This is a genomic window from Nocardioides sp. GCM10028917, from assembly GCF_042666175.1.
Lineage (GTDB): Bacteria > Actinomycetota > Actinomycetes > Propionibacteriales > Nocardioidaceae > Nocardioides.
In genome coordinates this window covers 1-24,964 of sequence record NZ_JBHTFL010000004.1, presented here as the reverse complement: position 1 = coordinate 24,964, position 24,964 = coordinate 1, and the positions used below count along the sequence as shown (strand labels likewise).

Annotated in this window: 25 protein-coding genes, 1 other RNA gene and 2 pseudogenes; 19 read left to right on the top strand and 9 right to left on the bottom strand. The window is 72.2% G+C overall.

Annotation, left to right across the window (positions count from 1 at the left end):
- The first annotated feature begins 65 nt into the window (after positions 1–65).
- A complete protein-coding gene (ribA, locus tag ACFQW6_RS06965) occupies positions 66–719 on the top strand; it encodes a GTP cyclohydrolase II (protein ID WP_378542680.1) in 654 nt (217 codons plus the stop codon).
- A gap of 3 nt (positions 720–722) precedes the next feature.
- Here ribA and ACFQW6_RS06960 read toward each other — a convergent pair whose 3' ends face one another.
- Positions 723–1,064 (bottom strand): hypothetical protein, encoded by a 342-nt coding sequence (locus tag ACFQW6_RS06960; RefSeq protein ID WP_378542678.1) that lies wholly within the window; start codon positions 1,062–1,064, stop codon positions 723–725.
- Between ACFQW6_RS06960 and ACFQW6_RS06955 the strand changes: the two genes are divergently transcribed.
- From ACFQW6_RS06955 to ACFQW6_RS06945, 3 genes and pseudogenes are all read left to right on the top strand, one after another.
- Positions 1,063–1,863, top strand: coding sequence for a hypothetical protein (locus tag ACFQW6_RS06955; protein WP_378542676.1), 801 nt, complete (start codon positions 1,063–1,065; stop codon positions 1,861–1,863). The two genes, ACFQW6_RS06960 and ACFQW6_RS06955, sit on opposite strands and share 2 nt — an antisense overlap.
- Positions 1,864–2,045: 182 nt before the next feature.
- Positions 2,046–2,594, top strand: a complete 549-nt coding sequence (locus tag ACFQW6_RS06950; RefSeq protein WP_378542674.1) for a hypothetical protein — start codon at positions 2,046–2,048, stop codon at positions 2,592–2,594.
- An 87-nt stretch (positions 2,595–2,681) separates the two neighbouring features.
- Positions 2,682–3,356, top strand: a pseudogene (locus ACFQW6_RS06945) (calcium-binding protein); the annotation flags it as partial.
- 821 nt (positions 3,357–4,177) lie between these two features.
- Here the strand turns inward: ACFQW6_RS06945 and rnpB are convergent.
- Together rnpB and map are read right to left on the bottom strand one after the other, a co-directional pair.
- Positions 4,178–4,541, bottom strand: an RNA gene (gene rnpB, locus ACFQW6_RS06940) — RNase P RNA component class A.
- 13 nt (positions 4,542–4,554) lie between these two features.
- Positions 4,555–5,427, bottom strand: coding sequence for a type I methionyl aminopeptidase (map, locus tag ACFQW6_RS06935; RefSeq protein WP_378542672.1), 873 nt, complete (start codon positions 5,425–5,427; stop codon positions 4,555–4,557).
- Between map and ACFQW6_RS06930 the strand changes: the two genes are divergently transcribed.
- Positions 5,426–5,650, top strand: coding sequence for a hypothetical protein (locus ACFQW6_RS06930; RefSeq protein WP_191196149.1), 225 nt, complete (start codon positions 5,426–5,428; stop codon positions 5,648–5,650). The two genes, map and ACFQW6_RS06930, sit on opposite strands and share 2 nt — an antisense overlap.
- On the opposite strand, the gene ACFQW6_RS06925 is transcribed toward ACFQW6_RS06930, so the two are convergent.
- The 4 genes from ACFQW6_RS06925 to ACFQW6_RS06910 form a co-directional block, all read right to left on the bottom strand.
- The gene (locus tag ACFQW6_RS06925; protein WP_378542670.1) at positions 5,651–6,280 is read right to left on the bottom strand and encodes a hypothetical protein; all 630 of its coding nucleotides are present in this window, start codon (positions 6,278–6,280) and stop codon (positions 5,651–5,653) included. It abuts the gene before it with no gap.
- Between the two features lie 83 nt (positions 6,281–6,363).
- Positions 6,364–7,218: a 3-methyl-2-oxobutanoate hydroxymethyltransferase gene (gene panB / locus ACFQW6_RS06920; RefSeq protein WP_378542668.1), complete on the bottom strand. Its 855-nt coding sequence runs from the start codon at positions 7,216–7,218 to the stop codon at positions 6,364–6,366.
- Positions 7,219–7,317: 99 nt separating this feature from the next.
- Positions 7,318–8,487, bottom strand: coding sequence for a PQQ-dependent sugar dehydrogenase (locus tag ACFQW6_RS06915; protein ID WP_378542666.1), 1,170 nt, complete (start codon positions 8,485–8,487; stop codon positions 7,318–7,320).
- Between the two features lie 49 nt (positions 8,488–8,536).
- Positions 8,537–9,436, bottom strand: a complete 900-nt coding sequence (locus ACFQW6_RS06910; RefSeq protein ID WP_378542664.1) for a GNAT family N-acetyltransferase — start codon at positions 9,434–9,436, stop codon at positions 8,537–8,539.
- 115 nt (positions 9,437–9,551) lie between these two features.
- Here ACFQW6_RS06910 and ACFQW6_RS06905 point away from each other — a divergent pair, with 115 nt between their 5' ends.
- The 3 genes from ACFQW6_RS06905 (at position 9,552) to ACFQW6_RS06895 (ending at position 12,653) form a co-directional block, all read left to right on the top strand.
- Positions 9,552–11,594 (top strand): NAD(+) synthase, encoded by a 2,043-nt coding sequence (locus ACFQW6_RS06905; protein WP_378542663.1) that lies wholly within the window; start codon positions 9,552–9,554, stop codon positions 11,592–11,594.
- 246 nt (positions 11,595–11,840) lie between these two features.
- Complete coding sequence (locus ACFQW6_RS06900) at positions 11,841–12,227, top strand: hypothetical protein (RefSeq protein WP_378542661.1); 387 nt, start codon at positions 11,841–11,843, stop codon at positions 12,225–12,227.
- Between the two features lie 48 nt (positions 12,228–12,275).
- Entirely contained in the window at positions 12,276–12,653 is a 378-nt protein-coding gene (locus ACFQW6_RS06895; protein ID WP_378542659.1) for a hypothetical protein, read from the top strand.
- 26 nt (positions 12,654–12,679) lie between these two features.
- Here ACFQW6_RS06895 and ACFQW6_RS06890 read toward each other — a convergent pair whose 3' ends face one another.
- Positions 12,680–13,978, bottom strand: a complete 1,299-nt coding sequence (locus ACFQW6_RS06890; protein WP_378542657.1) for a sensor histidine kinase — start codon at positions 13,976–13,978, stop codon at positions 12,680–12,682.
- Between the two features lies 1 nt (position 13,979).
- Complete coding sequence (locus ACFQW6_RS06885; RefSeq protein WP_378542655.1) at positions 13,980–14,690, bottom strand: response regulator transcription factor; 711 nt, start codon at positions 14,688–14,690, stop codon at positions 13,980–13,982.
- Positions 14,691–14,801: 111 nt separating this feature from the next.
- Here ACFQW6_RS06885 and ACFQW6_RS06880 point away from each other — a divergent pair, with 111 nt between their 5' ends.
- The 11 genes and pseudogenes from ACFQW6_RS06880 to ACFQW6_RS06830 form a co-directional block, all read left to right on the top strand.
- A complete protein-coding gene (locus tag ACFQW6_RS06880) occupies positions 14,802–15,233 on the top strand; it encodes a hypothetical protein (protein ID WP_378542653.1) in 432 nt (143 codons plus the stop codon).
- A gap of 80 nt (positions 15,234–15,313) precedes the next feature.
- Positions 15,314–15,940: a hypothetical protein gene (locus ACFQW6_RS06875; protein ID WP_378542651.1), complete on the top strand. Its 627-nt coding sequence runs from the start codon at positions 15,314–15,316 to the stop codon at positions 15,938–15,940.
- Between the two features lie 71 nt (positions 15,941–16,011).
- Positions 16,012–16,344 carry an SAV_915 family protein gene (locus ACFQW6_RS06870; protein ID WP_378542649.1) on the top strand — a complete coding sequence of 111 codons (333 nt, stop codon included), beginning with the start codon at positions 16,012–16,014 and terminating at the stop codon, positions 16,342–16,344.
- Complete coding sequence (locus ACFQW6_RS06865) at positions 16,341–16,670, top strand: hypothetical protein (RefSeq protein ID WP_378542647.1); 330 nt, start codon at positions 16,341–16,343, stop codon at positions 16,668–16,670. Before ACFQW6_RS06870 ends, ACFQW6_RS06865 begins: the two co-directional genes overlap by 4 nt.
- The gene (locus tag ACFQW6_RS06860; RefSeq protein ID WP_378542645.1) at positions 16,663–17,889 is read left to right on the top strand and encodes a hypothetical protein; all 1,227 of its coding nucleotides are present in this window, start codon (positions 16,663–16,665) and stop codon (positions 17,887–17,889) included. The genes ACFQW6_RS06865 and ACFQW6_RS06860 overlap by 8 nt, the downstream gene beginning before the upstream one ends.
- A gap of 4 nt (positions 17,890–17,893) precedes the next feature.
- Positions 17,894–18,652: a hypothetical protein gene (locus tag ACFQW6_RS06855; RefSeq protein WP_378542643.1), complete on the top strand. Its 759-nt coding sequence runs from the start codon at positions 17,894–17,896 to the stop codon at positions 18,650–18,652.
- Between the two features lie 69 nt (positions 18,653–18,721).
- A complete protein-coding gene (locus tag ACFQW6_RS06850; protein WP_378542641.1) occupies positions 18,722–20,068 on the top strand; it encodes a glutamine synthetase family protein in 1,347 nt (448 codons plus the stop codon).
- A 16-nt stretch (positions 20,069–20,084) separates the two neighbouring features.
- Complete coding sequence (locus tag ACFQW6_RS06845; RefSeq protein ID WP_378542639.1) at positions 20,085–23,075, top strand: bifunctional [glutamine synthetase] adenylyltransferase/[glutamine synthetase]-adenylyl-L-tyrosine phosphorylase; 2,991 nt, start codon at positions 20,085–20,087, stop codon at positions 23,073–23,075.
- A gap of 53 nt (positions 23,076–23,128) precedes the next feature.
- A complete protein-coding gene (locus tag ACFQW6_RS06840; RefSeq protein WP_378542637.1) occupies positions 23,129–23,803 on the top strand; it encodes a SatD family protein in 675 nt (224 codons plus the stop codon).
- The gene (locus ACFQW6_RS06835; protein ID WP_378542635.1) at positions 23,800–24,534 is read left to right on the top strand and encodes a hypothetical protein; all 735 of its coding nucleotides are present in this window, start codon (positions 23,800–23,802) and stop codon (positions 24,532–24,534) included. The genes ACFQW6_RS06840 and ACFQW6_RS06835 overlap by 4 nt, the downstream gene beginning before the upstream one ends.
- A gap of 230 nt (positions 24,535–24,764) precedes the next feature.
- A pseudogene (locus ACFQW6_RS06830) lies at positions 24,765–24,964 on the top strand (HNH endonuclease); the annotation flags it as partial.

Genomic DNA, 24,964 nt, shown 5'->3' with positions numbered 1-24,964 from the left:
ACCCCACGAAACTGCGGGCTTCCCCCGCTCCGCTCCTCCAGCCCGCACTTCCGCGGGGACCCCGGATGAGCGTCGATGCAGTGCCCGTCGAGCCGCCCGTCGCGTCCGTACGGCGCTCGGTGGACTTGCCGCTCCGCCTGGTCGACGGGACCCCGGTGCCCGCCCGGCTGACCACTTTCCACGGGCTGGTCGACGGTCGGGAGCACGTGGCCATCGGGCTGGGGAGCCGTGCGGTCGGCGACCCTCGCCCCGTCGGCGTACCCCTCGTGCGGCTGCACAGCGAGTGTCTCACCGGGGACGTGCTGGGCAGCGCGCGGTGCGACTGCGGACCCCAGCTGGAGGAGGCGATCCGCCGCGTGAGCCACGCAGGCGGCTACCTGCTCTACCTGCGGCAGGAGGGACGCGACATCGGGCTCTACAACAAGATCGACGCCTACGCCCTGCAGGACCGCGGGCTCGACACCTACGAGGCCAACCGGGCGCTCGGCTTCGCCGACGACGCGCGCGACTACACGGTCGCGGTGCAGATGCTCGAGGCGCTCGGCGTCGACCGGCTCGACCTGCTCTCCAACAACCCTGACAAGGGCGACCAGCTGGAAGCGGCCGGCATCCGGGTCGAGCGTCGGGTGCGCACCGGCCTGCACCTGAGCCCGGTCAACCACGGCTACCTCGCCACCAAGGCCGCCGGTGGCCACGTGCTGCGCCTGCCGGGGCTCTGACTGTCACACGGCGCGAAGACGCACGGGGATGTAGAGCAGGGCGGCCAGCACGACCGCGAGGGCCGAGGTCAGCGGGGCGATCATCGCCAGCAGTGATGCGCCGACCACGAGGACAGCGAGCGTGGCGGCCGCGTCGGCGGCGGTGCCGCGTCGGGTGGAGGGCTGGCTGCTCACCTCCTCACTGTGGGCGCCGACCCGACGTCGTGCACCCCACGGGCGCCCCAGATCAGACGGAGGTTTCACCCAGAGCCGTCGTCCCTGCGAGTCGCAGCCACGGGCCTGCCAGCACGTCAGGGTGGCGTACGACGTCGTGCCCTCCCGCACCCGGACGTAGGCTCTCGTCATGGAGCTGATCCTGGTCGTGGTCATCCTCGCGGTGCTCGGAGCCGTCGCGGTCGGTGCGTCGCGCCGCAACACGCAGCGTGAGCTGGCCCGGCGGGAGGACGAGCTCGCTCCGGTGAAGAAGCTCGCCTTCGAGGACATCACCGCCTTCGGCGAGGACCTGCAGCAGCTCGACCTGGAGATGAGCGGTCACGAGCTCGACGCCGGCGCCACGGCCGACTACCAGCGTGCGCTCGACGCCTACGAGTCCGCCAAGACGGCAGGTGACTCGATCAACGGCCCCGAGGACATCCGGCACGTCACGGCGATCGTCGAGGACGGTCGCTACGCCGTCGCATGCGTACGCTCCCGCGTCGCCGGCGAGCCGCTGCCGACCCGCCGCCCGCCGTGCTTCTTCGACCCTCGTCACGGCCCCTCGGTGGCCGACGTGCCCTTCGTCCCGCCGGACGGCGTCGAGCGGGACGTGCCTGCCTGCGCCCTCGACGTCGAGCGCGTCCGTGCCGGCGCCGAGCCGGACGTGCGCAAGGTGATGGTCGGACCGCAGCGAGTCCCGTACTGGCAGGGCGGCCGCGCCTACGAGCCGTACGCGATGGGCTACTTCGGCGCCTTCGGCCCCATGACCTGGATGTTCATGGGCGGCATGATGTTCGGCGACCTCGGTGGCGGTTACGACGGCGGCGGTGACGGCGGCGACAGCGGCGACAGCGGCGACGGCGGCGACGGCGGCGGGGGTGACGGGGGTGGCGACGGCGGTGGTTTCGACGGCGGCTTCGACGGCGGCGGCTTCGACATGGGCTTCTGAGTCATCCCGATGCCCTCGCGGTGCCGACACGCTGCGTGACCCCAGCGGTCAACCTCAGATGAGTCTCGTCCCCGGTTCACGGGAAAAACGCGGCCATCCGGCCTGACCCGGGCACGGGCGACCCAGGCTGGCTCTCACGCCGCTGGCGCTCGCACGGCGGGACTGGTGAGGAGGGGGTCCGCATGGCCGTCGCCATCGTGCATCCCGGGGCACGACTTCTCGCGCCCGCGCTGGACGCCCTGGCGGACGTCGTGGCCGGCGACTGGTCGTGCGCCGCACGGCTGTGTGCCGGCCGGCTGCAGGATCCCGGTGCCTGCGGGCTCGACCTCGACGCGGCCGCTGCCCGCGCCGGCGTTGCCCGCAGCCAGCGCCAGCCGTACCGGGTCCGGGTGCACCACCGGATGCTGGTCGTGGATGAGCACCCGGCTCTGCTGTGTGCCGCCCTCGAGCTGCAGATGAAGCTGTGGATGGGACAGTGGGACGCACTCGAGCTGGTCGCCCCGTCCAGTGGCAGACCGGTGCCGGGCTGGCGGCCTTCCGAGGTGCTCGACGTGCGCATCCGCCACCAGCGTCCCGACGCGTGGTCCAGCCGGCTGTACGGGTGCCAGAACCTGTCCGTGGCGCCCACGACCGCACGGTTGGCGCACCACGTCCTGACGAAGCTCGACGGCGGAGTCGTGCGCCATCGCTACGACGTGCCGGCCGGACCCGCAGCAGTGCACGTCGGCTGACCCGAGGACGTCCCGTTCTTCCCGGAGCGTTCGGGACTCCCGTCCCATGTGTGGCGCCCGGGTGGCGCTCATCCTGAATGGCATCGGATGCGGGGAAGGGACGAGGACATGGACACACACCGAGGCACAGCTGGACGAACCACGGGGCCTCGCCTGGCCCTGGCGGGCATCGCGCTCGTCGCGCCGCTGCTTGCCGCCGTCCCGGCGAGTGCAGCCGCGGGGACGTGCGAGGGCCGGCCCGCGACACATCTCGGCACGCCCGGGGACGACGTGCTGACCGGGACCAACGGCGACGACGTGATGGTCGGACTGGGGGGTGACGACACGATCTCCGGATTCCTCGGCAACGACGTCATCTGTGGCGATGAAGGCTCGGATCGCCTGGCAGGGTTCGCGGGTGACGACCGCATCCTCGGCGGGTTCAACAGCGATGCCGGCGGCGACGTCATCTGGCCGGGAGTGGGCGACGACCACGTCGACGGCGGCCTCGATCCCCTGACGCGCGACGACTACTCCGTCCCGGCGGACACCGTGGTCTACTCGGACCTCCTCGCCGCCGGCTTCCCGGGTGGCATCAGGGCCGACCTCACCCCGGTCGGTGGACTGGGCGTCGTGGCTGAGCCGTCGGGCACCGACCAGATCGTCGTGACGGAGGCCATGGGCATCGTCGGCACGCGCACCGCGGACGTCATGATCGGATCGCCGTACCTCGACGTGCTGACCGGTCGCGGGGGCGCTGACCAGATCGACGGCGCCGGTGGCAACGACTCGCTCTACGCCAACCTGACGGACGCCGACGTCGAGCCGGGTGCCGACGGCCCGGACGAGATCGACGGAGGGCCGGGCATCGACTCGATCCTGCTGGGGCGGGCCGGAGGTACGGCGCGTGGCGGGGAGGACACGGACCACCTCGAGGTCCATCCGGCGACCGACCCGGCCGTCCTGCGCGGTCAGGACGGGGCGGACGAGCTGCTGGTCGAGGCCGTGGCGGATGTCGAGGTCGACGGTGGGGGAGGCCATGACAGCATCTTCTTCAGGCTGGCCCCTTCGTCCCGCGGGATGTCGGTCGACGGAGGCGGTTCGAGAGACCTCGCCGTCCTCAACGTGCGCAAGGGAGGTTTCGGGAAGGGTTCGACGATCACGGTGGACCAGGGCCGCGGGATCCTCCGGACCAGGGAGCGGGCCGGTCGGGTGCGCGGCCTCGAAGTGATGGCGATATTCAGCAAGGACGAGCGCTGGCGGTTCCGCGGCACCCCCCGCAACGACGACCTGCTCATGCAGGGGGGACGCAGCCTGGAGGCGGTGATGCGCGGTGGCCGCGACTCCGTCGTCGCCACACGCGGGCCGGACGTCCTGGACCTGGGCCAGGGGCGCGGGGACTTCGCGAACGGCCGCAAGGGGCGGGACACCTGCCTCGGCGCGGAGCGGGTCAGGAGCTGCGAGGACCGGAGGTCCGGCCGGTCAGGTCGAGCCGCGCGGGATGCGGATGCGCAGGCACGAGTCGAGCACGAGCGACTGCAGCGCGGCGCGCAGGTCGTGCCCCGGCAGCCTCTCGGGCTCTCCTCGACCGCGGGGCTGCCGGGGGAGTGGGCCGGCCTGTAGGCCGGGTTCTGTCCCGCAGCTGCGGGGGCGACCATCCATCTGCGACGACCGTTGCCGGCCGCCTGGTGCGATCTACCCGGATGCTCGGGCGGGCCGCCCTCGAACGCATCCTGTCTGATCTTGCTCCGGGTGGGGTTTGCCTAGCTGCGCCGGTCGCCCGGCGCACTGGTGGTCTCTTGCACCACCGTTTCACCCTTACCGGTCCGAGGACCGGCGGTCTGTTCTCTGTGGCACTGATCCCGCGGGTTGCCCCGGGTGGCTGTTGGCCACCACCCTGCCCTGTGGAGCCCGGACCTTCCTCGACCCGCCACCGGAGCGGCGAGCCGCGGCCGCCCGGCCGACCCACTCGGGAAGAAGTCTAGGGGTGCGTCAGCACCTCGGCGCCATCCTCGGTGACGAGCAGGGTGTGCTCGAACTGCGCCGAGCGGCGGCGGTCCTTGGTGACGACGGTCCAGCCGTCGTCCCACATGTCGTAGTCGGGCGTGCCGAGGTTGAGCATCGGCTCGATGGTGAAGGTCATCCCGACCCGGATCTCGTCGTCGAAGCGCTCGTCGTCGTAGTGGGGGATGATCAGCCCGGAGTGGAACGACGTGCCGATGCCGTGCCCGGTGAAGTCGCGGACCACGCCGTAGCCGAAGCGCTTGGCGTACGCCTCGATCACCCGGCCGATGATGTTGACCCGGCGGCCGGGCTTGACCGCCTTGATGGCCCGGTCGAGCGCCTCCTTCGTGCGCTCCACGAGCAGCCGCGTCTCCTCGTCGACGTCGCCGGCGAGGAACGTGGCGTTGGTGTCGCCGTGCACGCCGCCGATGAAGGCGGTGATGTCGATGTTGACGATGTCGCCGTCCTCGACGACCCGCGCGTCGGGGATGCCGTGGCAGATGACCTCGTTGACGCTCGAGCACAGCGACTTCGGGAAGCCGCGGTAGCCCAGCGTCGAGGGGTAGGCGCCGTGGTCGCAGAGGAACTCGTGGCCGATGCGGTCCAGCTCGTCGGTGGTGACACCGGGCACGACGTGGGAGCCGACGAGGTCGCGGGCCTGGGCGGCGAGGCGACCGGCGACCCGCATGCGCTCGATGGTCTCGGCGTCCTTGACCTCCTCGCCCGTGAACCGCTGCGGCGCCGGCCGGTCGACGTACTCCGGGCGGGCGATGTGGGCGGGCACGGGACGACGCGCAGATACCTCTGCGGGGGATACGACAGGCACGGCGCGAGTGTAGTTTCGGCCCATGAGCGAGAACGAATACTGGTTCTGCCTGACGCACCACGCGGTGGAGGGCAGGGACGGCTGCAAGAACAGCGACCGCCTCGGCCCCTACGCCTCGGCCGCAGAGGCCTCGCGCGCCCTCGAGAAGGTCGAGGAGCGCAACGAGGAGTGGGACAACGACCCGAAGTGGAACGACGACGGCGCCGGCTCCGGCGACGGGGTCACCGACGGCACGCCGGACAACTGATCACTTCTTCCTGTTCTTCTTGCCCTTGACCGGGTTGGCCGCCTGAGCGACGTCGGCAGCCGCACGGACGCTCTTCAGTGCCCGCTTGGTGTTCTTGTCGAGGGTCTTGGTGAGCTCGGCGATCGCCGCCTCGTACTGCTTGCTCACGCGCGCGGCCGTCTCGGCCGCCACCCGCTCCGCGGTGTCCTGCGCGACCTTCTGGACCATCGCCGCCGTGGACACCGCCTGGGCCCCGACGTCAGCAGCCCGCTCGGCGTGCGAGCGGCGCGCCGCAGCAGCCACCGGCTTGTCGGACGCGGTCGTCCCCGACGTCGTCGCGCTCGCCGCCGTCCTGGCGACCGTCGACTTCGTCGTGGAGGTCTTCTTCGCCGTCGACCTCCGGGCCGGTGCCTTCTTGCCCGGTGCCTTCTTGCCCGGTGCCTTCTTGCCCGGTGCCTTCTTGCTGGGCGCCTTCTTGGCGGCGCTCGTCGTCGTCCTGGTGGCGGCCTTCTTGGTGGTGGCGGCCTTCTTGGTGGTGCCCGTCTTCTTCGCGGCGGCGCTCGTCGACTTCTTCGCGGTCGCCTTCCTCGCGGGGGTCTTCTTCGCGGTGGACGTGGTGCCTGTCGTCTTCTCGGCCGGGGTCTCGCTCACGGAGGGCTCCTCGCGTCGTCGGGATGCCTGATCCTGCCGTGCGCGGCGGACGTTGTCACCGGCCACCTGTCACCGACGGGCGGTCAGAACGTGTGCTCGGCCCCCGGGAAGGTGCCGCCGCGGACGTCGTCCGCGTACGCCCTCGCCGCCTCGAGCAGCACGCCGTGCACGTCGGCGTACTGCTTGACGAAGCGCGCCATCCGCCCGGTGCGCAGGCCGAAGGCGTCCTGCCACACCAGGACCTGTCCGTCGCAGCCGGCGCCGGCGCCGATGCCGATCGTCGGGATGGTCAGCTCCTTGCTGATCTGCTCCGCGACGTCGCCGGGGACCATCTCCATCACGACGGCGAACGCACCCGCCTCCTGCACGGCGCGCGCGTCGGCGATCACGCGGTCGCTGGCGTCGCCGCGGCCCTGCACGCGGTAGCCGCCGAGGGTGTGCTCGGACTGCGGGGTGAAGCCGATGTGGGCCATGACGGGGATGCCGCCCTGCGTGCACTTCGCGATGACGGGGGCCATCTCGGCGCCGCCCTCCAGCTTGACGCAGTGGGCGCCTGCCTCCTTCATGAAGCGGACCGCGGTGAGGTAGCCCTGCTCGGGCGAGGCCTGGTAGCTGCCGAACGGCAGGTCGCCGACCACCATCGCGCGCTTCACCGAGCGCGCCACGGCGCGGGTCAGGGGGAGGAGCTCGTCGACCGTGACCGGCAGCGAGGTCTCGTTGCCGAGGACGTTGTTGCTCGCGGAGTCGCCGACGAGCAGCAGGTCGATGCCCGCCTCGTCGAAGGTCGCGGCGGTGTACATGTCGTACGCCGTCAGCATCGTGATCTTCTCGCCGCGCTCCTTCATCTCCCGCAGGTGATGGGTGCGGACCCGCTTCACGGGGGCGGACTGCTGCGAGGCAGCCGGGCCGGAACCATAGGGGGCGGTCTCTTCAGGCATGCTCACTCCTCGTCATCTCGCGGCTCCCTCATGGAGTCCACGGACCACCTGTCAGGCTAGTGCCGACCCGTGGGTACGGCGCTGTGGCGACGGTCACGCTCAGCGCGGCGACACCCGTACGACGCGGTCGCGCACGCCATTGTCGGTGGTGAGCAGCAGGTCGCCGTCGCGGGCCGACGTGATCGACCGCAGTCGGCCGAACCGCTGCAGCCGGGACGGGCGGGTGACCGAGGTGAGGCCGCCGGACGCGTCGAAGCGCAGGAACAGGACCTCGGAGCCCTTCAGCGCAGCGACGGCGAGCGTGCCCTCGAGCGCGCCCCACCGCGGACCGCGGACCCACGCTGCACCCGACGTGGCGATCGTCGGTTCGCCGGAGGACCAGGCTGCTGCCTGCTGCTCGCCCGGCAGCGACTGGTCGGTCATCGGGACCGACTCGTCGTAGCCGGGGACGGGGTTCCAGCCGTAGTCGCCGCCGGCGACGAGCCGGTTGACCTCGTCGTCGCGGTCGCTGCCGTGCTCGACCGACCAGACCGAGCCGTCGTCGCGCTGGGCGAGGCCCTGGACGTTGCGGTGGCCGTAGGTCCACACGAAGCGCCGAGCACTGCTCGCGTCGGCGTAGGGGTTGTCGGCCATCGGTGCGCCGGTGTCGCGGTGGACGCGCAGCACCTTGCCGCCGAGCGAGTCGAGGTTGCGCGGGTTCGTCCCCACGGCGGCGTCGCCGGTGCCGACCAAGAGGGCGTCGCTGTCGCGGTCGAGGAGCAGCCGGCAGCCGCCGTGGCGACCCGAGGTCGAGGGAAGTCCGGTCAGGACGGTGCGGTGGCCGCTGAGGCGGGTCCACGTCGTGTCGACGCGCCAGCGGCTCACCTGGACGTGCCTGCCGCCCTTCCTGCTGCCGTGGCACGCCCACAGCGTCCGCGCGCCGGGGTCGACCGCGAGGGACATGAGGCCCGTCTCGCCGGAGACCCACACCAGCTTCGAGAGGCCGGCGAGGGTGCGCCGCTTGCCCTTGCGTACGACGCTGAGGCGGGCGCGGTCGCGCTCGGCCACGACGAGGCGGCCGCCCGTGGCCTGCTGGACGTCCCACGGGTGCTGGAGGGCTTGCGCGACGGTTCGCACCCGGAGCTGCGGGGCCTTTGCCTCCGGATGACCGGCGACGTCAACGGCTGCGACCGACGGAGGTGGCCCCGTCAGCAGGCCGCCGGCCAGGGCGGTCGCGAGGACCGTGGCGAAGGACAGGGACAGGCGGGTGGTGCGGAGGCGGTGGCGCACGCGGGCGACGCTACGGCGAGCGGCGCCGCCGGGTAAAGGTCCGTCCCGGTCAGGCGTGGCCGAGCAGGCCGGCGAGCGGCCGGGCGAGCTGGATCCCGACCATGGTCGTGTCGTAGCCGAGGCGCTCGTTGAGGGCGCGCATCGCGGCGTTGCCGTCCTGGGTCCAGGTGTAGACCTCCTCGATGCCGTGCTCGGCGGCCCAGGCGAGGGTGACCAGCTTGAGGTGCACGGCGAGTCCGCGACCGCGCCAGTCACGGCGTACGGCGGTGAGGCCGTTCTCGGCGCGGGTCGGCTGGTCGGGGTCGAGGCCGAGACCCGCGCACCCGACGACGTCCCCGTCGTGGACGGCGAGGAACATCGGGTCGCCCAGCCACGACCGCGTCCACCCCTCCGGGCTGACCTCGAGCGGGGCGTCGACGGCGAAGTCGGCGAGCGCCTCGAGGCCGAAGCCCTCGTAGGCGGCCTCCCACAGCCCGGGACGCTCCTGCGCGGTGACGACCTCGATGCCGGCGGGCGCGGGCGTCGGCTCGACCGGACCGGTGAGGCGGTAGGTCTGCTCGACCTCCCGGTTGACCTCCTCGAAGCCGAACCGGCGGGCGAAGGCGAGCGAGCCGTCGTCGTCGGCGCCCGCGCGCACGGTCGGGTGGCCGAGACCCGCGACGTGGTCGACCAGGCGCTCCAGCAACGCGGTGCCGTAGCCACGTCGGCGGTGCTCGGGCAGCACGCGCGGGATGACGGTGCCGGCCTTGCCGATCTCCGAGCGGGTGGCCATCCCCGACCCCACGACCACGCCGTCCTCGCGCGCCAGGACGAGCAGCCGCTCCGGCGTCGCGTCGGCCCTGATCTCCGCGATCGACTGGGTGCGCTCGTAGGGGATCACCGCGATCCGCACCCGGCGCCACGCCTCCAGGTCGTCGTCGGTGGCGCAGGGGCTGATGTCGAGGGCCATGGTGGCACCCTGTCCCGGCCGACCGGGGGTGGTCCAGTGAGTTTCTCGGCGGTCCGTGACAGGACTTCGTCCTTCCTCGACCAGCGACCGATCACGGCTTCCCTAGAGTGGCGGCGTGGACTTCTACTCGGCCTACGCCCAGGGCTTCGCCCGGATCGCGGCAGTGACCCTGCCGGTGCACCTCGCCGATCCCGTCGCCAACGCAGCTGCCGTGATCGAGCAGGCGCGGGCCTGCCACGACGACTCCGTCGCCGTCGCGGTGTACCCCGAGCTGTGCCTGACCGGCTACTCGGTCGACGACCTGTTCCTGCAGGACACGCTGCTCGCGACCGTCGAGGAAGCGCTCTCCGAGATCGTCGAGGCGAGCGCCGACCTGATGACGATGCTGGTGATCGGGGCGCCGGTCGTGCACGGCAACCGGGTCTTCAACGCGGCGGTCGTCGTGCACCGCGGCTCGATCCTCGGCGTGGCCCCGAAGTCGTACCTGCCCAACTACCGCGAGTTCTACGAGCGGCGATGGTTCGCACCGGGCGACGACCGCGAGCTGGAGTGGATCACCGTCGCCGGCCAGGACGTGCGCTTCGGGCCCGACCTGATCTTCCGGTGCCTCGACGTCCCGGGCCTCGACCTGCACGTCGAGGTGTGCGAGGACATGTGGGTGCCGGTGCCGCCGAGCGCGGAGGCCGCGCTGGCCGGCGCGACGGTGCTCGCCAACCTCAGCGGCTCACCGATTACGATCGCCCGCGCGGAGGACCGGCGGCTGCTGGTCCGCAGTGCGAGCTCGCGCTGCGCAGCGGCGTACGTCTACGCCGCGGCCGGGCAGGGCGAGTCGACGACCGACCTGAGCTGGGACGGCCAGACGATGGTCTACGAGTGCGGCTCGCTGCTCGGCGAGAGCGAGCGGTTCCCCGACGGTCCGCGCCGCACGGTCGTCGACGTCGACCTCGATCTCGTCCGCCAGGAGCGGATGCGTCAGGTGACCTTCGACGACAACCGCCGCACTCACCACGAGCGGGTCAACCGCTTCCGCACCGTCGAGTGGGAGCTCGAGCCGCCGACCGGCGACATCGGTCTGATGCGCAAGGTCGACCGCTACCCGTTCGTGCCCGACGACGCCGAGCGGCTCGCCCTCGACTGCTACGAGGCCTACAACATCCAGGTCTCCGGCCTTGAGCAGCGGCTCAACGCCATCGGCTCGCCCAAGGCCGTGATCGGCGTGAGCGGCGGCCTCGACTCCACGCACGCGCTGATCGTCGCCTGCAAGGCGATGGACCGGCTCGGCCGCCCGCGCAGCGACGTGCTCGCCTTCACGATGCCCGGCTTCGCGACGGGGGAGACCACCAAGTCGTACGCCACCCGGCTCTCGCAGGCGCTCGGCGTGACCTTCGAGGAGCTCGACATCCGGCCCGCGGCCGAGCAGATGCTCAAGGACATGGGACACCCCTACGGTCGCGGCGAGAAGGTCTACGACGTCACCTTCGAGAACGTGCAGGCCGGGCTGCGCTACGACTACCTCTTCCGGCTCGCCAACCAGCGCGGCGGCATCGTCGTCGGCACCGGCGACCTCTCCGAGCTCGCGCTCGGCTGGTGCACCTACGGCGTGGGCGACCAGATGTCGCACTACACGGTCAACGCCGGCGTCCCGAAGACGCTCGTGCAGCACCTGATCCGCTGGGTGATCAGCCACGGCGAGTTCGACGAGACCGTGGGCCGGCTGCTCGGCGAGATCCTCGAGCTGGAGATCACCCCCGAGCTGATCCCCGTCGAGGAGGGCAAGAAGCCGCAGGCGACGCAGGACACGGTCGGGCCCTACAACCTGCAGGACTTCACCCTCGCGCTGGTCGTGCGCCACGGCTTCCGGCCGCGCAAGATCGCGTTCCTGGCCTGGCACGCGTGGAAGGACCTCGACTCGGGGGAGTGGCCGCCCGGCTTTCCCGAGGACGCGCGGGTGGCGTACTCGCTGGAGGAGGTCCGCACCTGGCTGGTGGTCTTCGTCAAGCGGTTCTTCGCCAACCAGTTCAAGCGCTCGGCGCTGCCCAACGGACCCAAGGTCAGCCCCAGCGGCACGATGAGCCCCCGCGGCGACTGGCGGATGCCGAGCGACGCGAAGGGCACGGCCTGGCTGGCCGAGATCGACCGGGACGTGCCGGCCTCCTGAGCTCGTGGTCGGCGCGTCGTCCGGCCGACTTGTAGGGGTGTTCTGACACTTGGAGGGGGTTGCAAAGGCCTCCAGGAGTCGGAATCCCCGCTCGAGCGGGGAATCCGACAACACATGCACCCGCATGCACCCGCCCGCCCCACGCCTTTGCCTGCCCTTAACGACCGACTGGAGCGCGGTTAGCCGCGCTCGCGCGAACCTCCTTGCACGACGCCGCACCGGAGCGTCGGACGACGAGGAGGAACCGTGCAGAAGAAGAAGGCAGTCATCGGCGGCGTCGCAGCGACGGCGGTCGTGGTCGGGCTCGGGTCCTGGTGGGCCGTCGGCAACGCCGTCGAGGCCCAGACCACCGAGCGCGGCACCTGCGGTGGCGCGACCTGGGAGCTGAGCGCCGAGGCGGAGGACGGTGGCACCGAGGTGAGCGCCGAGCTGCAGTCGGCCGGCCCCGGAGAGGAGTGGCAGGTCGAGCTGACGCGCGACGACGCCTCCCTGCTCACCGGCACCCGCACCACCGACGAGGACGGCGAGATCGACGTCGACGCCCACAGCGACGGCAACCCCGGCGACGCGACGTACGCCGTCACCTTCACGCCCGCCGACGGCGAACCCTGCACCGCCACGCTCGGCTCCTGACCACACCCGCCCCGACACCCCGATCCACCCCACCTGAGGAGACACCCCATGAAGAAGACGCTCATCGCCACCACCCTCGTCGCCACCGCCGCCGCGGGCACCACCGTGCTCGTCGCCGGTCCCGCGAGCGCCGACGTCGAGCGACGCGGCACCTGCGCCGGGGCGACGTTCGAGCTCAACGTCGACCGCGAGCGCGGCGGGTACGACGTCGACGCCGACATCGAGAACGCCCGCGCGTTCAGCGAGTGGACCGTCGCCGTCCGCCACAACGGCAAGGTCGCGGTGTCCCGCACCCTCGAGGCCGACGACGAGGGCGAGCTCGACCTCGACACCTTCCGCCAGAACACCCGCGGAAAGGACACCTTCAAGCTCACGGTGACCCCGGCCGGCGGCGGCGCCTGCTCGCTGAAGATCTCCGTGGCCTGAGCCCGTGTCGCGGGCAGGAGCCCGGGTCAGTCCGTCCGCAGCGTGACGGAGACCCGGGCTCCTCCCATGTCCGAGGCGCCCGTCGCGACCGCGCCGCCACAGTCCTCGGCGGTGCGCGCCGCGATGGAGAGGCCCAGGCCGGTCGACCCCGAGCCGCTCTCGCCGCGGCCCGTCGCGTCAAGGCCGGGGGGCAGCCCGGGACCGGCGTCCTCCACGACGAGCTCGACCAGGTCGTCGGTGGCGTCGAGCGTGATGCGTACGGCGGCGTCGTCGGGGGTGTGGGAGAAGACGTTGTCGAGCAGCACGTCGACCAGCGCCTCCAGGTCGGCGCGGCTGGCCCGCAGCAGCGGCCCGGAGGCGGCGAGGTGCAGGTCGTAGGCACGGCCCTGCTCCTCGGCGAGCGCCTCCCAGTGGCGGACGCGCTCGGCGAGGACCGCGACCGCGTCGGTGCGCGGGTCGAGGCCCTCGCGCTCGGAGCGACGGGCCTCGCGGACGATCTCGTCCACGGTGGCCTGCAGTGCGTCGAGGTCGCCGGAGAGGCGCTCGCGCAGGACGGGGTCGTCGACGGTCTCGACGCGCAGCCGCAGCGCGGTGACGGGCGTCCGCAGGCGGTGGGAGAGGTCGGCGACGCTCTCGCGCTCGCGCGCGAGCAACAGCTGGATGCGGCCGGTGAGGCGTTCGACGGCACCGGCGAGCTCCTGCACCTCGGGCGGCCCGTCGATCGCCGCCACCGGGGTGACCGCGCCAGGGCGTCCGAGCGCCTGCGTGTGCTCGGCGAGCCGGCGGATGGGCATCACGAACGAGCGGCCGAGACGGTCGACGACCACCAGCGAGCCGGCCAGCAGCGCCAGGGCCAGCACGGCCAGCAGGCCCCAGGCGACACCGACCACCGAGGTGATCCCCGGCTCGTCGACGACCACGCGGATCACCGGCGTCTGGGAGGGCAGGGCGGAGTTGCCGCCGCGCGACACCGGCACGAGGATCTGCGACCCGCCAGCCACGTCGTCGACGCGGGCGCGACCGGTGTTGCGGGCGTCGAGGACCAGCTCGTCCTGCCCGCGGTCGGGTCCGATCTCGAGGCCGTCGGGGTAGAGCACGGTCACCTGCGTGTGCGGCTCCGCGTCGTTGAGCCGGTCGACGTACTGCCCGACGGCGCCGGCGTCCTGCCCGGACACGACCGTCTCGACGGCCTGCACCTCGAGGGCCGCCCGGGCCAGCCGGTCCTCCAGCGCATAGCTCCGCACGAGGATCGCCATCGGCACGAGCATCGCCAGCAGCACCATCGAGACGGCCGCGGCCGCGGTCACCAGGAGGCTGCGGCGCACCTCAGTCGTCCTCGGTCGGCGCGGGCACGTCGGACGGTGCCGCGAGACGTACGCCGACGCCGCGCACCGTGGTCAGGTAGCGCGGGGCGGCCGCGGTCTCGCCCAGCTTGCGGCGCAGCCACGACAGGTGCACGTCGACCGTCTTGTCCGACCCGCCCCACGGCTGGCGCCACACCTCGACGAGCAGGTCGCGCTTGGTCACCACCTCGCCCGGCCGCTCGACGAGGTGGGCGAGCAGGTCGAACTCGCGCGGCGTGAGCTCGACCTCGACGCCGTCGAGGTGCACCCGTCGCCCCGCGAGGTCGACGGCGAGGCCGCCGACGGTGATGGTCGAGGGCCGCTGCCGGCCCGCCTCTACCCGGCGCAGGACCGCACGGATGCGGGCGTCGAGCTGGGCGCTGGTGAACGGCTTGACGACGTAGTCGTCGGCGCCGGCGTCGAGCGCGCCCACCAGCGACGGGTCGTCGGCACGGGCGCTGGCGATGATCACCGGGACCTGGCTGACCGCGCGGAGCATGGAGAGCACCTGGGTGCCGTCGACGTCGGGCAGCCCGAGGTCCAGAACGACGAGGTCGGGACCGGAGTCGACCGCGAGCTGCAGGCCGCCCATCCCGGTGGGCGCAGAGGTCACGGTGTGCCCGCACTCGCGCAGGCCGCGCACGAGCAACGGCCGGATCCGGTCGTCGTCCTCGATGATCAGCACCTCGGCCACGCCGCGACCGTACCGTCCGCCACCCGCCTGGTACGCACGACCAGCGAGCCTTAGCAGTGCCTTAACCACCGCCTCACCTCACGCTGTCGTGCGGGCGGGCACCATGGACCCGTGAGACGTCGGATGCTGCTCGTCGGCCTGTGGGCCGCCACCACGGTGGTCGCCGTGCTCGTCGGCGTCTTCGCCGTGTCGACCGTCGGCGCCACGATCCGCGACCGCGGTCCCGTGGGCGACGAGGTCGCCCGCGACGTCTCGGTGCCGTCGGCGTCGGTGCCCGAGCCCGAGGGCCCGGCCGTGTCCGAGGAGATCTCGGGGGAGTGGGGGGCCTTCCTCGTCGAGTGCCGCGACACGTGGGCCTACGGCGTCGGCGTACGCCCTGACAAGGACGCCGGCTGGCGCATCGTCAGCTGGGAGAAGGGTCCGGACGACGACGTCGACGCGGTCTTCAGCGACGGACGCAACTCCGTCGACCTCGAGGTCTTCTGCAACCGTGGCCGCCCCACGCTCGCCGAGCTCGAGCGCAACACCCTGGGCGAGGACTGACGGCCCGCCGGACCGGGGTGCAACCTTCTCGACGGCAGGTGCGTCCAGTCAGCGACAGACCACCTCACGGGGAGACCGAGATGACCCACCGCACCGCCGTCCTGGCCCGCACCACCGCGCTCGCGAGCGCGGCCCTCCTGGCCGGCTCGCTGGCCTCGGCGCCTGCCCAGGCCCAGCCCGCCCGGGCCCAGACCGACGACCGCAGCGCCGCCGCGCGCACCACGCTGACCTTCACCGTCGACGGCTGCGAGGGCTGCGAGGTCCAGCTGGTCAACGCGCGCAGCACGCTCGACGCCGACGTCGTCCACGTCTGGCAGTCGCGCACCAAGGAGGTACGCGCCGGCGAGGTCACCTTCCGGATCCCGACCCGCCGCACCTGGGGCATGTCGGCCACCGTGGTCGCGCCCTGGGAGGGCTTCACCGGCTACCGCACCACCGTCGCGTGGCGCTACAACGGCGAGCGCGTCGGCGACACCGTCACCCTCGAGGAGGCGGTGACCAAGAAGAAGGCGTCGGCCTGCTGGGAGGGCGTGCGCGGCCGCGAGGTCGTCGTACCGCTCGTCGTGGAGAAGGTGCGCGTGCCCGGCCAGAGGAAGGAGGTCGACGGCAGCATCGCCTTCGTCCCCACCACCACGAGCTGGCTCCCGCCCATGCGTGAGGTCCACGAGGGCGTGCTGGGCTCGCAGGACGTCAACATCTGCCGCTAGACCTGCCGCTCGATGCGTCCGGATGCAACCCGGACGTTTCCGGGACGCGGGTGCGGGGGAGGATCCTCCGCATGAGCGACGACGTCACCGCGACCGGTCCCGCGGAGCCGCGCAGGCTTCCGCGGGACTACCCGCCCTTCCTGTACATCCCGTGCGTGTCCCACGTGACCGACGGGAGGTACGCCGAGGCGGTCTACCGCCAGACGAAGGACGGGCGCACCGCCCTGCTCGTCTACTCCTCGCTCGACCGGCTGCAGGCGTGCCAGGGTGAGGACCAGCCGTGGTTCGGGCTGCCGCTGCAGAACCTCCAGATGCTCTACGACGTGCGGCCGTTCGACATCGTCTACACCGATGTCTACGTGCCCGAGGAGCGTCGCGCACCGGAGGCCGGGGTGCGCGCATGAGCGCCGCGGACGGCGGCGGTGGCGGGGGCGGCGCCTCCAGCCTGGTCGTCGACCACGCCACCCTGACCCGGGTCGCCGAGCAGCTCGGGCAGGCGGGGTCGACCTTCGACTCCGTCGGCACCTCGCGCCCCGGTGCGGGCGGCACCGGACAGGCCGAGCCGCTGCTGCTGATGATCCTGGCCGCGGCCAGCGACGCGGCTGCCCGGCTCGCCTTCGAGTCGACGACCATCGCGGCCGCCGTGGAGGACTGCAACAGCACGGTCGCCACCGTCGACGCCCACGAGGCGGCGTCGTTCCTGATCAACGGGGTGGACGCCGATGGCTGACCTCGACACCGAGATCGAGGGCGAGGTCGCCAACGTCCGTGCCGTGGCCCGGTGGCTGCGCCAGGACCTGCGCGCCGGGTTCGACGACCTGGCCACCACGGTCGCGCAGCAGCGCACCGACGCGGCCGGCGACTGGCAGGGCGAGGCGGGCACGGCGTTCAGCGGGCGCGCCCGCGAGCTGGCGCGGTCCGGCGACGACGGCGCGTCGATCACCGGTCACGTCGCGACGCTCGTCGACGACCTCGCCGAGGACATGCGCACGGCCAAGGACGCCATGGCCGACGTGCGCACCGCTGCGCGCGAGGGCGACCTCGTGGTCGACGGCTTCACGGTGCGCAACCCCGGCGACGGGCCGCCCTCCGCCGGCCAGTCGCCTGCCCCCGACGCCACGCCCTCGGAGTGGGACGCCTGGGAGGCGCGGGACGCCGCCGTCCGGCGCCACAACGTGAAGGTCGAGGTCTGGAACCAGTGCGTCGAGGACGCCACCGCGGCGTGGGACGCCTGGCAGCGCGCCCTCGAGGCAGGGGCCTCGGCGTGGCAGCGCCACGACTCGGAGTACGTCGGCCTCTCGGGCCAGCTCATCTCGGCGGGCATCCAGCTCGAGCTCATCCGCCGCGCGACGCCCCACCTCACCGGTGAGGTCGACCGGATGCTGACGCGCGCTGCCGAGCTGCGTGCCCACGCGGACGCGCTGCGGACCCCCGACGGCCGGATCACCGACCCCGGTCACTTCTACGACCTCATGGACGAGGCCGACCGCCTCGACGACGCCCACCCGTCGGCGCGGCGGGCGCTGTCCAGCTGGGAGCTGCCCAAGGGCCTGACCCGCGGACTGTGGGTCATCGACATCGCCGCCGCGGGATACGGCATCGCGTCCGACTGGGAGGAGGAGGGCGCTACCCAGGCCATCACGTCCAATGCCGTTCCCGCCGTCGCCTCCATCGCGGCCGGCGCACTGTCAGGCGCCTACTTCGGTGGGATGATCGGCAGCTTCGTCCCCGTCCCAGGTGTCGGCACCGCTGCCGGTGTCGTCGTCGGCGCAGCCGTCGGTACGCTGGTGGGCGCCTTCACCTCCGGGGCGATCGACAGCCTCTTCGACTCCGGCGCCGACACCCTCGGCGACTGGGGCGGCGCGGTCGTCGACGGCTTCGAGGAGGTCGGCGAGACCTTCAGTGCCGTCGGCGAGGGAGTGGGAGACGTCTTTGACTCGATCTTCTGAGCGGATGGCGGGGAGCAACGCCTTCACCTCCCGTCCCGTCGGGATCTTCACCGCCCTGATCACCGGCCTGATCGGTGCCGCAGGGCTCTACCTGGCTGCCACGAGCGAGGAGCGGCGGCTCCTCAACCTCGTCATCGGTGCGTTCATGCTGTCCGTGGCGGTGATGGTCGTCCTCGCCCAGCGGCGCAGTGTCACGACCTGGCAGCAGGCACAGCTCCAGCAGCGACCGGCGTGGAGCATGCGCATCGGCGAGCGAGGACAGGTGCCGGCCGTCGCGATGGTGAGCACCACGCTCGGGATCGGGTTCGCCCTCGGTGCCGTGCTCGGCGGCAACCCAGGTGTGGCCGTGCTCTGCACTGCGCTCGCCCTGTTCATGTTGGTCCTGGCAGTCGAGTTCTGGAGGGTGGCGCTGCGTCGGCCCGAGCTGCGGATCTCGGCCGACCTGATCCAGCTCCACGGGCCGGGCATCGACTCCGAGCTGGGTTGGGACGATGTCGGCGCGGTGGTGCACGAGCACCTCGGCACCCGGTGGGGAGCGCTGGTGATCACGGCCACGCGCGACGCCTCGTCGTACCGCTGGAAGCTGTCCCGGCTCCTGCTGCCGATGGATCGCGAGCCCGACCCGCCGGGGATCCACCTGCGGTTCGGGTTGATCCCCGACGAAGCGCAGCTCCGTCGCATCCTGCGGGACATGCACGTCGGTGACCGCGCGGCGCGCGAGGCGATGATCAGCCGCGGCCTACCGGCCGATTCCGGCTACTAGCCCCCGCGTCCCGGCCCACTCCGCGGCCTACCGCAGGAGGGGGGCCGACCGTGCCCATAGGGTGGTGCCATGGGCAAGCAAGAGGACTTCGTGCTCCGGGCGCTCGAGGAGCGCGACGTCCGGTTCGTACGACTGTGGTTCACCGACGTGCTGGGCTTCCTCAAGAGCGTGAGCGTGGCCCCGGCCGAGCTCGAGAACGCCTTCGAGGAGGGCATCGGCTTCGACGGCTCGGCCATCGAGGGCTTCGCCCGCGTCTACGAGTCCGACATGCTCGCCCACCCCGACGCGTCGACGTTCCAGATCCTGCCCTGGCGCACCGGCGAGGACGGCGGCCCGGCCACGGCCCGCATGTTCTGCGACATCGTGATGCCCGACGGAAGCCCGTCGTACGCCGACCCGCGGCACGTGCTGAAGCGCACGCTGAGCGCGGCCGCGGACAAGGGGTTCACCTTCTACACGCACCCCGAGATCGAGTTCTACCTCTTCAAGGACGTGCCCGGGAAGGGTGACGAGCCGGAGCCGGTCGATCGCAGCGGGTTCTTCGACCACACCGCGCAGTCGCGTGGTGCCGACTTCCGCCGCGAGGCGATCACGATGCTCGAGGCGATGGGCATCTCGGTGGAGTTCAGCCACCACGAGGGCGGCCCGGGCCAGCAGGAGATCGACCTGCGCTACGCCGACGCGCTCACCACCGCCGACAACATCATGACCTTCCGCACCGTGATCCGCGAGGTCGCGCTCGGCCAGGGCATCTGGGCGTCCTTCATGCCCAAGCCGTTCACGACGCACCCCGGGTCGGGCATGCACACCCACGTGTCGCTCTTCGAGGGCGACCGCAACGCCTTCTTCGAGGCCGGCGCGCAGTACCAGCTCTCCAGGACCGGTCGGCAGTTCATCGCCGGCATCCTGCGCCACGCCAGCGAGATCAGCGTCGTCACCAACCAGTGGGTCAACTCCTACAAGCGGCTGCTCGGCGGCGGCGAGGCCCCGTCGGGCGTCTGCTGGGGCCACAACAACCGCTCCGCGATGGTGCGCGTGCCGATGTACAAGCCCAACAAGGGCCAGTCGACCCGTGTCGAGCTCCGCACGATCGACCCCGCCTGCAACCCCTACCTCGCCTTCGCCGTGGTCCTCGGCGCCGGCATGAAGGGGATCGAGGAGGGCTACGAGCTGCCGCGCGAGGCCGAGGACGACGTCTGGTCGCTGACCGAGCGCGAGCGCAAGGCGCTGGGGATCTCGCCCCTGCCGCGCAGCCTCTGGGACGCGATCGGCATCGCCGAGGACTCCGAGCTGCTGGCCGAGACGCTCGGGGAGCACGTCTTCGACTTCTTCCTGCGCAACAAGCGCGCCGAGTGGGAGGAGTACCGCACCCAGGTCTCCGCCTATGAGCGCGACCGGATGCTGCCGGTCCTCTGAGCCCGGCACTTCTCCGATGACGTCCGCTGGGACCTACGTCCGCAAGGGCTTCGTCGACGGAGCCGCGGCGGCCCGCGGGATCGAGCGCCTCGGCGACCCCGGCCCCCCGCTGACCGACGAGCTCGCCGCGGCCGCCGACCCCGATGCCGCGCTCGACGGGCTGCTGCGGCTGGTCGACGCCCTCGACGAGCAGGCGGCGGGTGCCGGGCGGGAGATGCTCACCGAGGTCGCCGACGACGAGGGCACCGCCATGCGGCTGTGCAGCGTGCTCGGCGCGAGCACCGCGCTCGCCCACCACCTCGTGCGGCACCCGGAGCACTGGCGTGAGCTGACCGACCCGACGCTGGGCAGCACCCGCACCCCGGCGTACGCCCTGCGCGAGGCGATGCTGACCGCGGTCGGCGCCGACCCCCACGCCGCCGAGCCGGTGGCCGGGCTGCCGGACAAGGAGGCGGTGGACGCGCTGCGGGTGGAGTACCGCCGCCACCTGCTTCGACTGGCCTCGCGCGACCTCGCCCACCACGTCGGTCTGGACGACGCCGCCGCCGAGATCTCCGACCTCGCCGCCGCGACCCTCGACGGCGCGCTCGCCGTCGCCCGTGCCCGGGTCGGCGAGCCCGCGCACGCCGTGCGCCTCGCGGTCATCGCGATGGGCAAGTGCGGTGGCCACGAGCTCAACTACATCTCCGACGTCGACGTGGTCTTCGTCCACGAGCCGGTGGAGTCCGGGTCCGGCGGTGCTGACGACGGCGTCGCCCTGCGGGCAGCCACCCAGCTGGCCTCGCACCTGATGCGCATCTGCTCCGACCACACCCGCGAGGGCACGATCTGGCCGGTCGACGCCAACCTGCGGCCCGAGGGCAGCCAGGGCCCGCTCGTGCGGACGCTCGCCAGCCACCAGGGCTACTACGAGAAGTGGGCCAAGACGTGGGAGTTCCAGGCGCTGCTCAAGGCACGGCCGGTGGCCGGCGATGCCGAGCTGGGGCGCCGCTACTGCGAGATGGTCGCGCCGATGGTGTGGAGCGCCGCCGGTCGCGACGGCTTCGTGACCGACGTGCAGGCGATGCGTCGTCGGGTGGTCGACCACATCCCGGCCCACGAGGCGGAGCGGCAGATCAAGCTCGGCTCGGGCGGGCTGCGCGACGTCGAGTTCGCCGTGCAGCTCCTGCAGCTCGTGCACGGCCGGTCCGACCCGTCGCTGCGGGAGGGAGCGACGCTGAGCGCGCTGGCTCGCCTCAGCGAGGGCGGCTACGTCGGCCGTGAGGACGGCGAGAAGCTCCACGAGGCCTACACCTTCCTCCGCATCCTCGAGCACCGGATCCAGCTGCACCAGCTGCGGCGGACGCACGTCCTTCCCGACGACGAGGCGTCCCTGCGCCGGCTCGGCCGGTCGATCGGCATCTTCTCCGAGCCGGCCGCCCAGCTCGACCGCCAGTGGCGCCACCACCGGCGCGAGGTGCGCCGGCTCCACGAAAAGCTCTTCTACCGCCCGCTGCTCGGCGCGGTCGCCAAGCTGCCTGGCTCCGAGGCGCGGCTGTCGCTGGAGGCGGCGGAGGCCCGGCTGTCCGCGCTGGGCTACGCCGACCCGCGGGCCGCGCTGCGCCACCTCGAGGCGCTGACCAGCGGCGTCTCGCGCACCTCCGACATCCAGCGCACGTTGCTGCCGGTCCTGCTGGAGTGGTTCGCGGACTCGCCCGACCCGGACGCCGGGCTGTTCGGCTTCCGCCGGATCAGCGAGAGCCTGGGCCGCAGCCCGTGGTACCTGACGATGCTGCGCGACGAGGGCGAGGTCGCCCAGCGGCTCGCCGTCGTCCTCGGCACGTCGCGCTACGCGACCGACCTTCTCGAGCGCGAGCCGCAGGGCGTGAAGATGCTGGGGGAGTCGCTCGTCCCGCTGAGCGCCGAGGCCGCGCTGGCGGAGATGCAGGCGCTGATCGAGCGGGCCGAGACGCCCGAGGCGGCGGTCGTGGCGGTGCGTGCCGTACGCCGTCGGGAGCTGCTGCGGATCGCGTGTGGCGACCTCGTCGCGGGCACCGACGTGGCGGTGGTCGGGCAGGGCCTGAGCCGGCTCACCGACGCGACGCTCCAGGCCACGCTCGACATCGCGACCGAGTCCGTACGCCGGCAGCGTGGGCTGGACGTCCCCGCCAGCCGGATCGCCGTGATCGCCATGGGGCGATACGGCGGCTTCGAGCTGTCCTACGGCAGCGACGCCGACGTGATGTTCGTCCACGAGCCGGCCGAGGGCGTCGAGGCCCAGGCCGCGTCGTCGTACGCCACCGCCGTGGTCGCGGAGGTACGACGTCTGCTGTCACTGCCGGCGAGCGACCCCCCGCTGGAGGTCGACGCCGACCTCCGCCCGGAGGGCAAGAACGGTCCGATGGTGCGCACCGTCGAGTCCTACGCCGCCTACTACAAGAAGTGGTCGCACGTGTGGGAGTTCCAGGCGTTGCTCCGGGCCGACGCCATCGCGGGCGACGCCGACCTGCGCGCCCGCTTCACCGAGCTCATCGACCCGTTGCGCTTCCCGGCGGAGGGAATCCCCGAGTCCGCGGTCGTGGAGGTACGCCGGATCAAGGCGCGCGTCGACGACGAGCGGCTCCCGCGCGGCGCCGACCGCCACACCCACCTCAAGCTCGGGCGCGGCGGCCTGGCCGACGTCGAGTGGACGGTGCAGCTGCTGCAGATGCGCCACGCCGGCAGGGTGCAAGGGCTGCGCACGCCCCAGACGCTGCCCGCGCTGCAGGCGGCGGTCGACGCCGACCTGATCTCCTCGGAGGACGCCGAGACCCTGGCGGAGGCGTGGCGGCTGGTGAGCCGGGTGCGCAACGCCGTGACCCTCGTCCGGGGCCGACCCGCCGACCAGCTGCCCCGCGACTCCCGCGAACGGGCGGCGGTCGCGCAGGTGCTGGGCTATCCGCAAGGAGCGTCGGACCAGATGGTCAACGACTACCTCCGGACGACGAGGCGGGCGCACGCGGTGGTGGAGCGGGTGTTCTGGGAATGAAGCATTTGGCTTCATCCATGGACAAATGAAGCAATAACCTTCATCATCGAGGGATGCCCGAGACCGCTGTCGCCACCCTGATCGGGGACCTCGTCGGGTCCCGATCATCGCAGGACCGCACCGTCCTGCACCAGCACCTCGAGGCGGCCCTCGCCGAGGTCAACGACCTGCTCCACCCGCTGCAGCCGATGAGGATCACCGTCGGCGACGAGCACCAGGGGTCGTTCACGACGGTCGCCGAGGCCGTGCAGGCCACGCTGCTCGTCCGGGTGCGGCTGCTGCCGGCGTACGACATCCGCCACGGCATCGGCTGGGGAGCGACGACCATCCTCGACGAGGAGGCGGGGATCGAGGACGGTCCGGGCTGGTGGGCCGCCCGCGCTGCCATCGAGGCGGCGGCGAGCGCCGGAGCCAGTGCCGCCCACCGCTGGCTCCGGACGGCGTACGTCGTCGCGGACGGCGCCCGGGGCGGGCCGGACGCCGGGCTGGTCAACGCCGGGCTCGTGCTGCGCGACGAGCGGGTCACCGGCCTGTCGGAGCGCTCGGTGTCGGTGCTGCGTGGTCTGCTGTCACACGTGACCCAGCGCGACGTCGCAGAGGCGTTGGGGATCAGCGCGTCCGCGGTGTCGCAGCGGGTGCGTGCCGACGGACTGGCGGCGATCGTCGCCGCACACGACCTGCTCACACCTGTCGAGCTCGGCGCGGGAACTGGGGGAGGAGATCGATGAGCTGGCTCGGGATCCTGCTGATCGGCTTCGCCGTGACCGACCTGACCCACTCGGTGCGCCGCACGCGCTACCTGCCCGAGTGCGTCGGCGCGCTGATGGCACTCTGCGTCGGCCTGCTCGCAGGCCTGACGTCCGGACGCGACGTCGCCGCTCTGGTCGTGATCGTCGCCGTCGTGCTGGTGTGGGGCCTCAGCGTCACGTGGGGCTTCGGCCACCCCGGGCCTAAGGCGGCCCGCCTGCCGCTCGCCGTCTTCGTGGCGTCACTGGTGGGAGCGATCGCCTGCTCCGGACTGGCGTCCTCCGCCGGCGGGCCGCTCGCGCGGTGGCTGGACTCGCTGGCCGTCGCCGACCTGAGCACCGTCTCGGCAGACCGGTTCCTGCTGCTCCTCGGCGCCTTCGCCATCCAGCTCTCCACCGGCAACGTCCTGGTCCGGCTGGTGCTGAAGGCGACCGGCACCATCAACCCGCGATCCGACGGAGGGATGCCGCCGACCCAGCTCAAGGGTGGCCGGCTCCTCGGTCCGCTCGAGCGGGTCTTCATCCTCGCCCTCGCCCTCGGCGGCCAGGTGACCGCCGCCAGCGTGGTCGTCGCGGCGAAGGGGCTGCTCCGCTTCCCCGAGCTGTCCTCCCGCCACGAGCAGCAGACCGTCCACGAGATGACCGAGTACTTCCTGCTCGGGTCGTTCGCCTCGTGGCTCGTGGCGTTGGGGTCGTTCGTCCTGGTGGCGTGACGCAAGCGTCGAACATGCTTGCGAATACTGTTTGGTGCGCGTAGACTGGTGGCACGTTCTCCCACAGATCCGGGCCACCAGGACTCAGTCACCAGTGCGCTCAACCCGGGCTCGGAGGGCGAGTTGCGAGGGTGAGTAATAGTCCGTGATCCGGGCCTCCAGGAGCGACGACCATCGATTCGACCGCGCGTGCGTGGTCGACCCGTACGTCGACGTGGAGGAGGCCCGTGGTGTCGCATCCGATCCTTGCTGCGGCCTGCGACGTCAGGTCGGTGCTGAAGGCGGTCGCCGACGCGAACCCGACGTTCATGTCGACCGGCGAGAAGGCGGCGGCGTTGCGGGAGCTGGTGGAGGCGGAGGGCCAGCTGGTGGAGCTGCGGTTGCGGATCCTCGCCGACGCCGGCGACCTGGCTGGGGACACGGCGGCGAA